At 36.9% G+C, this 13,444-nt stretch carries 13 protein-coding genes; all 13 read left to right on the top strand.

Translation table 11 applies throughout. The features are described from left to right. The first annotated feature begins 47 nt into the window (after nucleotides 1–47). The 13 genes from ftsH (at nucleotide 48) to lysS (ending at nucleotide 13,044) form a co-directional block, all read left to right on the top strand. Entirely contained in the window at nucleotides 48–1,991 is a 1,944-nt protein-coding gene (ftsH, locus tag BJL90_RS04130; RefSeq protein ID WP_070964442.1) for an ATP-dependent zinc metalloprotease FtsH, read from the top strand. A 95-nt stretch (nucleotides 1,992–2,086) separates the two neighbouring features. Further along, nucleotides 2,087–2,209 (top strand): VOC family protein, encoded by a 123-nt coding sequence (locus BJL90_RS23015; protein ID WP_257786398.1) that lies wholly within the window; start codon nucleotides 2,087–2,089, stop codon nucleotides 2,207–2,209. A gap of 74 nt (nucleotides 2,210–2,283) precedes the next feature. Next, the gene (locus tag BJL90_RS04125; protein ID WP_070964440.1) at nucleotides 2,284–3,831 is read left to right on the top strand and encodes an acyl-CoA carboxylase subunit beta; all 1,548 of its coding nucleotides are present in this window, start codon (nucleotides 2,284–2,286) and stop codon (nucleotides 3,829–3,831) included. A 33-nt stretch (nucleotides 3,832–3,864) separates the two neighbouring features. Further along, entirely contained in the window at nucleotides 3,865–4,281 is a 417-nt protein-coding gene (locus tag BJL90_RS21350) for an OadG family protein (protein ID WP_081562209.1), read from the top strand. A gap of 57 nt (nucleotides 4,282–4,338) precedes the next feature. Further along, nucleotides 4,339–4,719, top strand: coding sequence for a biotin/lipoyl-containing protein (locus BJL90_RS04115; protein WP_070964438.1), 381 nt, complete (start codon nucleotides 4,339–4,341; stop codon nucleotides 4,717–4,719). 33 nt (nucleotides 4,720–4,752) lie between these two features. After that, nucleotides 4,753–5,883: a sodium ion-translocating decarboxylase subunit beta gene (locus BJL90_RS04110; protein WP_070964435.1), complete on the top strand. Its 1,131-nt coding sequence runs from the start codon at nucleotides 4,753–4,755 to the stop codon at nucleotides 5,881–5,883. 119 nt (nucleotides 5,884–6,002) lie between these two features. Next, the gene (locus tag BJL90_RS04105) at nucleotides 6,003–6,983 is read left to right on the top strand and encodes a biotin--[acetyl-CoA-carboxylase] ligase (RefSeq protein ID WP_070964433.1); all 981 of its coding nucleotides are present in this window, start codon (nucleotides 6,003–6,005) and stop codon (nucleotides 6,981–6,983) included. 155 nt (nucleotides 6,984–7,138) lie between these two features. Further along, complete coding sequence (locus tag BJL90_RS04100; RefSeq protein ID WP_070964430.1) at nucleotides 7,139–7,678, top strand: ECF transporter S component; 540 nt, start codon at nucleotides 7,139–7,141, stop codon at nucleotides 7,676–7,678. 25 nt (nucleotides 7,679–7,703) lie between these two features. Then, the gene (locus tag BJL90_RS04095; protein ID WP_070964428.1) at nucleotides 7,704–8,495 is read left to right on the top strand and encodes a type III pantothenate kinase; all 792 of its coding nucleotides are present in this window, start codon (nucleotides 7,704–7,706) and stop codon (nucleotides 8,493–8,495) included. Nucleotides 8,496–8,593: 98 nt separating this feature from the next. Beyond that, entirely contained in the window at nucleotides 8,594–9,562 is a 969-nt protein-coding gene (dusB, locus tag BJL90_RS04090; RefSeq protein WP_070964425.1) for a tRNA dihydrouridine synthase DusB, read from the top strand. 101 nt (nucleotides 9,563–9,663) lie between these two features. Next, entirely contained in the window at nucleotides 9,664–10,572 is a 909-nt protein-coding gene (locus BJL90_RS04085) for a quinate 5-dehydrogenase (protein WP_070964422.1), read from the top strand. A 426-nt stretch (nucleotides 10,573–10,998) separates the two neighbouring features. Further along, nucleotides 10,999–11,490, top strand: a complete 492-nt coding sequence (greA, locus tag BJL90_RS04080; RefSeq protein WP_070964420.1) for a transcription elongation factor GreA — start codon at nucleotides 10,999–11,001, stop codon at nucleotides 11,488–11,490. A gap of 57 nt (nucleotides 11,491–11,547) precedes the next feature. Further along, complete coding sequence (lysS, locus tag BJL90_RS04075) at nucleotides 11,548–13,044, top strand: lysine--tRNA ligase (protein WP_070964417.1); 1,497 nt, start codon at nucleotides 11,548–11,550, stop codon at nucleotides 13,042–13,044. Nucleotides 13,045–13,444 lie beyond the last annotated feature (400 nt).

Raw genomic sequence — 13,444 nt, 5'->3', positions numbered from 1 at the left:
ATATTTAAATGTAACGTAAAATGGTAGTCATGAGAGGAGGACTTTGATTGAGGAAATTTTTCCGAGGAGCGAGCTTCTATATATTGATTTTTATTATCCTGTTGATTCTAGTACAACAATTTGCACGAGCCCCTCAGCAAACGGAAGAGATAGATTTTTCAAGACTATATAAAGAAATTGTAGATGGTAATGTCAGAGAAATTCATATAGTAGATCGTTCTATAGAAGGAACTATGATAAAAAATAATCAGATTACTTACTTTACATCCTTTATTCCCACCGTGTTTAGTGAAGAGAGATTTACTGAAATTATTGAGGAACGGATGGTAGAGCAAGGAGACTTAAAGGTTACAGGGGCACATCCACCGGGAACACCGTGGTTTATTGAGCTGTTGCCTTCAATTTTCATGATACTAATTTTTGTGGTCTTTTGGTTTGTATTCATGCAGCAGTCTCAAGGGGGCGGCAATCGCGTCATGTCCTTTGGCAAAAGCAGAGCAAAGCTGCATAAAGATGATGATAAGCATAAAACTACCTTTGAGGATGTAGCAGGCTTGGATGAAGAAAAAGAAGAACTTCAGGAATTGGTGGATTTTCTTAAAAATCCTAGAAAGTATATAGAATTAGGTGCTAGAATTCCAAAGGGTATTCTAATGGTAGGGCCTCCAGGTACAGGGAAAACCTATTTGACAAAGGCTGTAGCAGGAGAAGCAGGTGTCCCCTTCTTTAGCATAAGTGGTTCTGATTTTGTGGAAATGTTTGTAGGTGTTGGTGCATCCCGTGTAAGAGATTTATTTGAACAGGCAAAGAAAAATTCCCCTTGTATTATATTTATTGATGAAATTGATGCAGTAGGTAGAAAAAGAGGAGCTGGATTAGGGGGCGGACATGATGAAAGAGAGCAAACCCTAAACCAATTATTAGTTGAAATGGATGGGTTTGGCATCAATGAGGGAATTATTATTGTTGCTGCCACCAATAGACCAGATATACTGGATCCTGCTCTTCTTAGACCAGGAAGATTTGATAGACAGGTAATGGTAGGTGCCCCAGATATAAAAGGGCGGGAAGCTATCTTAAAGGTACATTCAAGAAGCAAGCCTTTAGATAAGGACGTAGACTTAAAGGTGCTGGCTAGAAGGACACCAGGATTTACGCCTGCTGATATTGAAAACTTAATGAATGAAGCGGCATTATTAACTGCTAGAAAAAATGAAAAGAAAATTAAGATGGCGACAATTGAAGAGGCAATTACCAAGGTGATCGCCGGTGTAGAAAAGAAAAGTCGTGTTATTAGTGAAAAAGAAAGAAAGTTAACCGCATATCATGAGGCTGGGCATGCAGTGGTGGCTACCCTGTTGCCAAATACTGATCCGGTGCATCAAGTAACGATTATTCCGAGGGGAAGAGCTGGTGGATTCACGATGATTCTTCCTAAGGAAGATAAATATTACGCAACAAAAACAGAAATGGAAGAGCATATTGTTCACTTATTGGGCGGTAGAATAGCTGAAAAGCTTGTATTAAATGATATTAGCACAGGAGCTCAAAATGATTTGCAGAGGGTGTCGGATATCGCAAGGGCTATGGTAACAAAATATGGCATGAGTGATAAAATCGGTCCAATGGCTTTAGGTAGTGGTGACGATGAAGTTTTCTTAGGCAAGGACTTTACTTCGAAGCGTAATTATTCAGAAGAAGTAGCTTCGGAGGTAGATCATGAAATCAAAAGAATCGTTGATGAAGGTTATGCTAAGGCAGAAACCCTACTAAAAGAAAATATGCATAAGCTTCACATCATAGCTAAGGCTTTATTGAAGATAGAGACCTTAGACGCTGATATGTATAAAAAAGTTTTTACAGAAGAATTAATTATTGAAGAAGAAGATGCTGTAGAGGACATTGAGAGAAAAATAAAAGAAATAAAAGCATCAGAAAAGAATAAAATTAATTTAGATAAAGAAAATAATCATGAAGAAGATAATAAGTAAAAAGAAGCCTAAATCTCTAGAGATTTAGGCTTCTTTTTATCTATCGTGTAAGAAATATTCCACCAGGGAACCTGCATGTTAAATACATTGAAATCATGAAGGCAAAAGGCATAAAAATGATCGATGATAGGCCCAGATATGGTGCAGGAGGTGTAAAGATAGTTTTTCGCCATCCTACAACTACTAACGAGATATTAATAGAATTAAGGGAAATATAGGAAAAATCAAAAAAATTGTGATATAATAAAAACCATGTAACTTTTAACAAGTAATTTTATTGGGAGGGTAAGTGATGGCAGTGAACAAACTAGAAGATCTTCGCCAACGGAAAGAGAAAATTCAGTTAGGCGGAGGGAAAAAAAAGATTGATAGTCAACATGAAAAAGGTAAATTGACAGCAAGGGAAAGAATGCATCTATTGTTTGACAAAGGAACCTTTGTAGAAATAAATGCTTTCGTTAAACATAGATGTACGAATTTTGAGATGGATAAGGTAGACGCTCCGGGTGAAGGAGTGATAACGGGATATGGTATGATAGATGGTAGACTCGTTTATGCTTATGCCCAGGACTTTACGGTAATAGGAGGTTCGCTAGGGCAGATGCATGCACAAAAGATTGTAAAGATACAGGACATGGCATTAAAAATGGGTGCTCCTATTATAGGAATTAATGATTCAGGTGGCGCTAGAATTCAGGAGGGGGTAGACGCCCTTTCAGGATATGGACATATTTTTTATCGTAATACAATTTCCTCAGGTGTCATACCACAGATTACTGCTATTATGGGGCCTTGTGCTGGTGGAGCAGTATATTCTCCGGCACTTACTGACTTTATTTTTATGGTGGACAAGACGAGTCAGATGTTTATTACAGGGCCGCAGGTAATTAAAACTGTAACCGGAGAAGAAGTGAGTACAGAAGCATTAGGTGGAGCTATGACCCATAATCGTACCAGCGGTGTAGCCCACTTTATTTCTTCTACTGATGCAGACTGTATTGATGAAATCAGAAAATTACTTAGCTTTTTGCCATCAAATAACATGGAGACACCGCCAGTTTTTACAACAGAAGATGATATCAACAAAATTATTCCAGAACTAGATGAAGTTATTCCAGAGAATTCTAATAAGCCTTATGATATGAAATTGATTATTCAACAGCTAATAGATGGGGGAGATTTCTTTGAAATACAACCTTATTTTGCTACCAATATGATTACTGGTTTTGCTAGATTAAATGGGCAATCGGTTGGTATCATTGCTAACCAACCGAAGGTGTTGGCTGGTTGTCTGGATATCGATGCTTCAGACAAGGCAGGAAGATTTATTAGAACCTGCGATGCTTTTAATATACCAGTGATAAGTCTTGTAGATGTGCCTGGATTCCTGCCTGGGATAAGCCAAGAATATGGTGGTATTATACGTCATGGTGCAAAGATGCTTTATGCCTATAGTGAAGCTACTGTTCCTAAGATTACACTTATCTTGAGAAAGGCCTACGGTGGCGCTTATATTGCAATGTGCAATAAGGAGCTAGGAGCGGATATCGTATTGGCGTGGCCGACGGCAGAAATTGCTGTTATGGGACCAGAAGGAGCAGCAAATATTATTTTTAAAAAAGAAATTGCTGAAGCAGAAGATCCTCAAACTGCTAGAACAGAGATCATACAAAATTATAAGACTGAGTTTGCTACGCCTTATAAAGCAGCAGAAAGAGGTTATGTAGATGATGTAATTGAGCCATCTGCTACGCGACCTAGATTAATTGATGCTCTAAATATGTTAGCTAGTAAACGTGAAACAAGACCACCCAAGAAGCATGGAAATCTACCAGTATAAGTAACGGGTAATTTAAAAAGAGGTGATCAATCAATGGAGTTAATAGAAAAAATGAAAGTAGCTTCAGATTTAAGGAATATGTCGATGGGGGAAAAGGTTTTCGGAAGTATACAAGTAGCTTTATTAGGTATAGCTATCGTATTTATTGCTCTTTTCCTGTTGTTTTTAGCTATTAATCTAATGGAGATACTGATGAATCGAGGGCAACACAAAGAAGGAGTTGTAAAACCTGAGGCAGTTGCGGAAGAGGAGGAAGTACTAGAAGAAATAGCGGTAGATGATACTGAATTAGTGGCGGTAATTACCGCAGGTATTGCTGCTAGTCTTCATACCTCTACCCATAATATTATCGTGAAAAATATTATCCGGGTGCCAGATACGACGCCAGTTTGGGGAAAGCTAGGACGTATACAACAAATTAATGAAAATACAGTGAGTCGTCCAAGATAAAAGTATGATCTAGTGAATAAAAAGAAAAAGAAGGATGGAATAAGGAGGAAGTATACAATGAAGAAGTTTAATATAACAGTTAACGGTGTTAGTTATGAAGTGGAAGTTGAAGAAATAAAAGATGGCACTGCTGCTTCAAGACCAGCAACGCCTGCCGTAGAGGCAAAATCTGCTGCTACTCCAGCGAAACCAGTGACAAAACCAGTGGCAGCTCCAGTGTCAGGAGATACTACTGTGGAAGCACCGATGCCAGGAAATATTTGGAAGATATTAGTGAGAGAAGGTCAGGAGGTAAAAGAAGGGGAAGTGTTAGTAATATTAGAGGCTATGAAAATGGAGAATGAAATCTATGCTCCAGTGAGTGGTAAGATAGCAGGGATTCATGTGTCGGAAGGTGCATCTGTAAATGGTGGTGACCTATTAATATCTCTAAAATAGAAGCGTGAAAACTAATTGAAAGGAGATGCACACATGAATGAGGTATTGTTTAAATTTTGGAATACTACTGCCTTTCCTGGTATCACTTGGCAGCAAGTGATAATGCTTATTGTAGCCTGCATATTACTGTACTTAGCTATCGGGAGAAAGTTTGAACCTTTACTTTTGGTACCCATAGCCTTTGGTATGTTAATGACAAATCTCCCACTTAGCGGGGTCATGGAGACGGGGGATGCAACAACCCCTGGTGGGTTAATTTATTACTTCTATCAAGGTATTAAGCTAGGTATTTTTCCACCATTAATTTTTTTAGGTGTTGGAGCTATGACAGATTTCGGCCCTCTTATAGCAAATCCAAAAAGTTTATTCCTGGGGGCAGCAGCACAGTTTGGGATATTTTTCACCTTTATTGGTGCAATTATGATGGGCTTTACAGGTCAAGAGGCTAGTTCTATTGCTATTATAGGTGGTGCAGATGGCCCTACAGCCATTTTCTTAACATCACAGCTGGCGCCACATTTATTAGGGCCTATTGCGGTGGCTGCTTACTCCTACATGGCATTGGTGCCTATTATCCAACCCCCTATTATGAAGGCACTTACGACGAAAAAAGAGCGCATGATTAAAATGAAACAGTTAAGAAACGTATCAAAGTTAGAAAAAATCCTTTTCCCTATATTAGTTACGATTGTTGTGTCTTTATTGTTGCCCTCTGCTACACCGTTGGTGGGTATGCTAATGTTTGGAAATTTACTCAGGGAATCGGGGGTAACAGAGCGACTTTCTAAAACAGCACAGAATGAATTGATTAACATCGTAACAATTTTACTTGGTATTAGCGTAGGTGCTACAGCGAGGGCAGAGGATTTTCTGCAATGGGGAACGATTCAAATTATCATACTAGGAGTAATTGCTTTTGCAGTAGGGACAGCAGGCGGTGTGCTTTTGGGAAAATTGATGAACAAGCTTATGGGTGGAGATGCTATTAACCCATTAATTGGATCTGCAGGTGTATCAGCGGTGCCTATGGCAGCTAGAGTTTCTCAAACTGTCGGACAAAAAGAAAATCCTAGCAACTTTCTATTAATGCATGCAATGGGACCTAATGTTGCTGGAGTGATCGGTTCAGCTGTAGCGGCAGGGGTTTTATTATCTTTATTTTAAAAATAAAATAGTACAGGATTCTGCATAAGGAGGATGTATTCAGTACATCCTCTTTTATGTTACAATAAATAAAAAACAAAGATGTAGTGATACGTCTTGATGAAGATGAGGTGTAAAACTTGAAGGAAAAAATATTAAAAGAACTTTATGTCCGACAGGGTGAATATATTTCTGGCGAAGAACTTAGCGAAAAGTTTCAGGTGTCCCGAACTGCTATTTGGAAACATATGAATAAGCTAAAAAAGGAGGGATATACTATAGAAACTACACACAAGAAGGGATATAGACTGATAGAAACCTCTGACAAGATAATAATAGATGCGCTAAAACTACAATTGAGAACAAAAGAAATAGGGCAGGAGATCCTTCTCTTTGATAGTGTAGATTCTACCAATAATTATAGCAAAAAAATTGCAAAGGATGCTATCCATGGTACCGTTGTCATCGGCGAAGAACAAACCGGTGGGAGGGGAAGGCTGGGTAGAAATTGGAGTTCGCCTAAAGGTGAAGGTATTTGGATGTCCATTATTCTAAAACCATCTATTCCTCCCACTGAAGGGATGAAAATGACGCAAATAGCGGCTGCATCAGTATGCAAGGCAATAAGAGAAGCAGCCGGTGTAGAAGGTTATATTAAGTGGCCAAACGATATTGTAGTTGGAGGGAAAAAAGTCTGTGGCATTTTAACCGAAATGGCTGGAGAACTAAATAAAATTGATTACTTAATCGTCGGTATAGGAATTAATGTTAATAATCAAAGCTTTCCTGAAGAATTTAAGGATATTGCTACTTCTCTGACGATAGAAAAAGGTAAGAAGATAGATCGAAAAACTTTAATCGCTTGTATACTTAAGGAATTTGAAACGCTTTACCAACACTATATCGACAGAAGAACTTTAGATGAAACTTTAGAAATCATAAGGCTTTATTCTGCTGTTCTTGGAAAAACCGTCAGGATTATTAAGGGAGAACAAGAACTGAAGGGAAGGGTATTGGAAATTAATGATGAAGGATTATTGAAAGTACAATTAGAAGATGGGAAAGAGGAATTGTTAGTATCAGGAGAGGTATCTATCCGATCCGAAAAGGGGTATATATAAATATAATGCTTTATACTTGAATTATAAAAAAGAAATTGATAAAATAGTACAGTAAAACAGCTAATATCTATGTGGAGTTAGACTGTGGTACAATGATTTGCGTTTCAAAAATTAAAATGTCCGGCATCGTAAAGAGCTGGAACGGAGGTGTTTTTATGTCAATTTGTAGTAAAGAGTTAAAGGGTAGTAAAAACAGAATTTCTACAAAAAAAATGGCAGTGGCAGGGATGCTAGGGGGATTTTCTGTTGCCCTAAGTATGACACCTATTGGGTATATTCCTATTCCCTTTTTAGGGATCAATGCTACAACAATGCATATACCAGTCATTATTGGAGCTATTTTAGGGGGACCTATGATAGGAACTTTTGTGGGTATCATTTTTGGTGTGAGCAGTTTATTAAGGGCGACAACACCATTTTTTGCAGATCCACTTGTAGCAATTTTACCAAGATTGCTGATTGGCATAATGAGTTATTATACTTATAAGCTATCTAAAAATGCTATTGTACCAGCGGTGGTGGGAACAGCCACCAATACAGTAGGCGTGATGACGATGATTTACCTAAGGGGATACTTACCATTAGAAGCTGTACTAGGAATAGCGGCTATTAATGGAACGGCAGAAGTAGTTGTTTCGTCTTTTATTGTATATGCTGTAGTGAAGGCGATGAAAAACTTTGTTAAGACAAGTTAATCCATAAATTTAAGAAGGTGAACAAATGATCTTAGTTTTTGATGTAGGTAATACAAATATTGTATTAGGACTATATAAAGATGACTTACTAATAGATTCTTGGCGGATTGCCACCGATAAAGATAAATCTTCCGATGAATATGGTATTTTGATTCATCAATTATTTCAATATAGTGGAAGAAGTCCGAAAGAGGTTAAGGACGTTATTGTATCTTCTGTAGTTCCTAATATTATGTATTCCTTAGAAAATTCCATCAGAAAGATATTCGGTATTGAACCCTTGGTGGTGGGACCTGGTGTAAGAACTGGTATGGATATAAAATATGACAATCCCAAACAAGTGGGGGCAGATCGAATTGTAAATGCAGTGGCCGCCTATGAAAAATACGGAGGTCCTTTGATTGTCGTAGATTTTGGTACTGCTACCACTTTCTGTGCTATATCTGCAAAAGGAGAATACTTGGGGGGAACAATTGCTCCTGGAATCAAAATTTCTAGCGACGCACTGTTTCAAAGAGCTGCCAAACTTCCTAGAGTAGAGTTAATAAAGCCAGGAAAAGTAATTTGTAAAAATACTGTAAATAGTATGCAGTCAGGTATTATTTATGGCTACGTGGGTCTGGTGGAATACATCATCAAAAAGATGAACAAAGAACTTAAAGGACATAGTACAAAGGTAATAGCCACTGGTGGACTTTCCACCTTGATTGCTAGTGAAACAAAATATATTCATATCGTAGATAAATTTTTAACCTTAGAGGGACTAAGGATTATTTATGAAAGAAATCAAGAAGAAAGAATAACCAAAGTAAAATAGAGCCTATCTTTAGGCTCTATTTTACTTATATGAAAGGATTTATTTTGAAAAACTATAACTGTTATGTACTATAGAAAAATAGGAAAGTGGTGGGGATTATGAAAATAGGAGAAATAACTTTAGAAAACAATGTATTTCTTGCTCCTATGGCGGGAGTAACAGATTTGCCCTTTCGATTGATTTGCAGGGAAATGGGCTGTGGCATGGTTTATACGGAGATGGTAAGTGCAAAAGGTCTCTATTATGGGGATAAAAATACAGAAGAGTTGCTGAAGATTGAGGAGAATGAAAAGCCTGTAGCGTTACAAATCTTTGGTTCTGAGCCAGAGGTTATGGCAAAAGCTGCTTACTATCTTAATGACAGAGAAAATATTATTTTAGATATTAACATGGGTTGTCCTACGCCTAAAATTGTAAAAAATGGTGATGGTAGTGCTTTAATGAGAAATCCTAAGTTAGCGGGGGAAGTAATAAAGGCGGTTGTAAAGGAGGCTGTAAAACCCGTAACAGTAAAAATAAGAAAAGGTTGGGATGATGAAAGCGTTAATGCTGTAGAAATGGCAAAACGGATAGAAGATAGTGGAGGAAAGGCGGTTGCGGTACATGGCAGAACCCGTGAACAGTTTTATACGGGTAAAGCAGATTGGGACATTATTCGACAGGTAAAAGAAGCGGTAAGTATCCCTGTAATTGGAAATGGGGATGTATTTACCGTTGAGGATGCCATGAATCTATTACAACAAAGCAAATGTGATGGCATTATGGTGGCTAGAGGTGCTCAGGGAAACCCATTTCTGTTTCATAGAATTGGTTATTATATAGAAAATAATAGGGTCTTGCCAAAGCCAACAATTAAGCAGGTAATGGATACTATACGAAGACATATGGTTTTGGTGATTAAGTATAAGGGGGAGTATGTAGCAATAAGGGAAATGCGCAAACACATTGCATGGTATTTAAAAGGGTTTAAAAATGCTGCTGAAGTGCGACGACAGATTAATGTTGTCCAATCTATAGAGGAGATGGATAAAATTCTTCTGCAATACTTAGGTACATTTTCTTCATAAGAATATCTAAAAAAATCGTATAACCCTAGGCTAAAAGTTAATAATAGAAATACGTTTATTCACTGCGGTAGGCTACTAGCGTTTTGGGAAGGAAGGTATTTATGAAACGAATTGTTAGTATTAGCATAGGGAGTTCTAAAAGAGATAGTTGTGTACAAGTGGAATTGTTGGGAGAAAAATTTGTTATAGAGAGAATTGGCACTGATGGCAGTATAAAAAAAGCTTTGACGTTAATTGAAGAATTAGACGGTAAAGTAGCGGCATTAGGAATGGGAGGTATTGATTTATATCTATGGGCAGGAAAAAATAGGTACACCATTAGAGAAGCTTTGCCTTTAAAAAGGGCAGCAAGAATCACACCAATCGTAGACGGCTCTGGGTTGAAGAATACCTTAGAGCCTAAGGTGATTCGATATTTAGAGGAAAAAGATATTATACATTTTAGAGAAAAAACAACCTTAATTACCTGTGCTCTAGACCGTTATGGTATGGCAGAAGCTATTGATGCTTATGAAGGTAAAATAATTCTAGGGGATATTCTCTTTGCTTTAGGCGTAAATCTACCTATCTTTTCTTTAAATCGCATGCAAAAAATTGCTAAATGCATAGCTCCTATAGTTTGCAGACTACCCTTTAAGATGTTATATCCAACTGGCAATAAGCAAAACAAAAACATAAAAAACAAACTAAATAAATATTATAATACTGCAGATATCATTGCTGGTGACTTTCATTATATAAAACGTTACATGCCCCAATCTATGAAGGGAAAAATAGTTATCACCAATACTATAACAAGGGATGATACTTTAGAATTAAAGGCGAGAGAAGTGTACCTTTTGGTTACCACTACGCCACAGTTAGGAGATAGGTCTTTTGGTACCAACGTTATGGAGGCAATGATGACAGCTATTATTCAGGAGGGGGAGTATAAGAGCTACGAAGAAGTTATTGAAGCCATCAATTTAAAACCTAGGATAGAGTACCTCCAAACGCAGTCTAATGTTTGAAAAACTGATAAAAGGAGAAAACCGATAATTTAGCCCTGCTTTTGGCTTGACAATTAAAAACTACTGGCTTATAATAACTACAATATATTAATTGGAAAGCACTGTAAAAAGGCAGTGCTATTATGATGTCTTAAGGGTAAATTTACCATCAGTAATGAAGAATAAATTAGGAATAAGGACATATATTATCAAAATATATCATACACATTTACTATTCCTTTATAATATAGATGTGTGCCTGTGAATTTTAATATATTCAGTATTGCGTTTGCGGGTTTTAGCTACGTTTTTTAGTTGAGGGGAAACTCGTAAAATCTGGATATTAGAATTCAAGTATAAAGTTGCAAGTCTGTAGGATTTAGAGTAGTAAAAACTTCAATGATGAATAGGATAAATAAATATCTTACATAAAAAGGAGAGAGAACCATGGTAGATAAAGAAGTTGTATTAACCCTCAAGGGACTTAAAAAAATAGAAGATGAAATAGAGCACTTGAAAACCGTTAGAAGGAAAGAGGTAGCTGAGCGAATTAAGCAAGCTATTGCTTTTGGGGATATAAGTGAAAACTCTGAGTATGATGAAGCAAAAAATGAACAAGCCCAAGTTGAAGAAAGAATCATGAAGTTAGAAAGCATGTTAAAGAAGGCAAGAGTGATTGATGAGGATGATATAAGCTTAGATCAAGTGAGTATAGGGACTACTGTACAGGTGAAAGACATAGAGTTTGATGAAATTGTAGAGTATACTATTGTTGGCTCTGCTGAAGCAGACCCTTATGAATTAAAAATATCTAACGAATCTCCTGTGGGTAGAGCACTTTTAGGTAAGAAAATAGGGGCTATTGTAGAGGTGCAAATTCCTGATGGTGTAACAAAATATGAAGTATTGAAGATAGAAAAGGGCGAAATAGACGGATAAAAACTAAGGCGATGATATACACATAGATTACTTACTATTGGGAGGGTGGATACGCAAATGACAAATAAGCATGAAGAAGAAAAAAGTTTAAGTGAACTTTTGCAAATAAGAAGAGAAAAATTAAATCACTTAAAAAGCATAGGAAAAGATCCCTTTAAAGTTGAGAAAGTTGATGTGACACATCATAGTCAACAGATAAAAGAAAAGTTTAATGAATTAGAGGGGCAGAGGGTAACGATTGCAGGAAGAATTATGGCCAAGAGAGGTCATGGTAAGGCTGGATTTATAAATATACAAGATAAAGAAGGACGTATTCAAGCTTATGTAAGAGAAGATGCTATTGGAGAAGAGGCATATAGCTTATTTGTTGAATATGATATTGGAGATATTATCGAAATTAAAGGTGATGTATTCAAAACACAAAAGGGCGAAATATCTGTAAAGGCATTTGAAGTTTATCTAGTATCAAAATCTTTACAAATTTTACCGGACAAGTGGCATGGTTTAAAAGATCCAGACTTGAGATATAGACAAAGATATGTTGATTTAATAGTAAATCCCGACGTTAAGGAAACTTTCTTGAAGAGAAATAAGATCATCAAAGCGATAAGAAGTTTTCTAGACGATAGGGGTTACTTAGAGGTAGAAACACCTATTCTTACAACTGTTGCTGGTGGTGCAGCAGCAAGACCTTTTTTAACTCATCATAACACGCTGGATTTGGACATGCAGCTTAGAATAGCAAATGAACTTTACCTAAAGAGGCTGATAGTAGGGGGATTTGACAAGGTCTATGAGATGGGGAAAATGTTTAGAAATGAGGGGATATCTATAAAGCATAACCCTGAATTTACGAATATAGAGCTTTATGCAGCCTATGAGGACTACGAATCTATGATGGAAATAACAGAGAACTTAGTAGCATACTGTGCAGAAAAGGTAAATGGAACTACAGTAGTAAACTATCAAGGAATAGAAATAGATTTCAAGCCCCCTTGGAAAAGAGCTTCTATGCATGATTTGGTTAAAGAGAAAACAAATGTTGACTTCTATGCTATTGAAAGCGATGAAGCGGCAAGAAAAATTGCTAAGAATCAATTGCATTTAGATGTCAAAGATAGTATGACGAGAGGACATCTTGTGAATTTAGCTTTTGAAGAGTTTTGTGAAAAGGATTTAGTTCAACCAACTTTTGTATTGCATCACCCTGTAGAGGTTTCACCTCTTGCTAAGAGAAATCCAGACAATCCAATGATTACAAATAGATTCGAAGCTTTTGCAAATACGTGGGAAATTGCGAATGCTTTTTCAGAGTTGAATGATCCTATTGATCAAAAACAAAGGTTTGAAGAACAATTAAAACAAAGAGAATCTGGAGATGAGGAAGCTCATCCAATGGATGAAGACTTTATCAATGCATTAGAAGTAGGATTACCGCCTACCGGTGGACTAGGAATTGGTGTGGACAGGCTGATCATGCTTCTTACTGACTCAGCATCTATTAGAGACATCATTTTATTTCCAACAATGAAGCCAATAGTAAAAGAGGATTAGGGTAACCTAGTCCTCTTTTTACACATAGAAGACAAAGGGTATCGCTGGGTCTTCGCATGCAGGGCTTAGTGGTTTCTCTATCTTTGCAAAAAAACTTAGAAAAAGTATTGACAAGGGCAAGGAAGTTTGGTATAGTAGTAAAAGTCGCCGCCAGCAAGGGGTGACAGGAAAGAAGAAAGTTCGACACAGATGAAAAAGAAATTTTTAAAAAAGTGTTGACATAAGATAGCAAAGTATGATATAGTAGTTAAGTCGCCAAACGAGGGTGGCAGAAAAAAGGTCTTTGAAAATTAAACAGTATAGATATTAAGCCAGCAACCTGAAAGATTCTGATGAATTTTTAGAAGGTAAGAAATTAAGAAAGTTATAAATTTTATGTTTCCTTTAGTGATAAAAAACC

Source organism: Clostridium formicaceticum, from assembly GCF_001854185.1.
Classification (GTDB): domain Bacteria; phylum Bacillota; class Clostridia; order Peptostreptococcales; family Natronincolaceae; genus Andreesenella; species Andreesenella formicacetica.
This window is presented reverse-complemented; position numbering and strand designations above follow the sequence as displayed.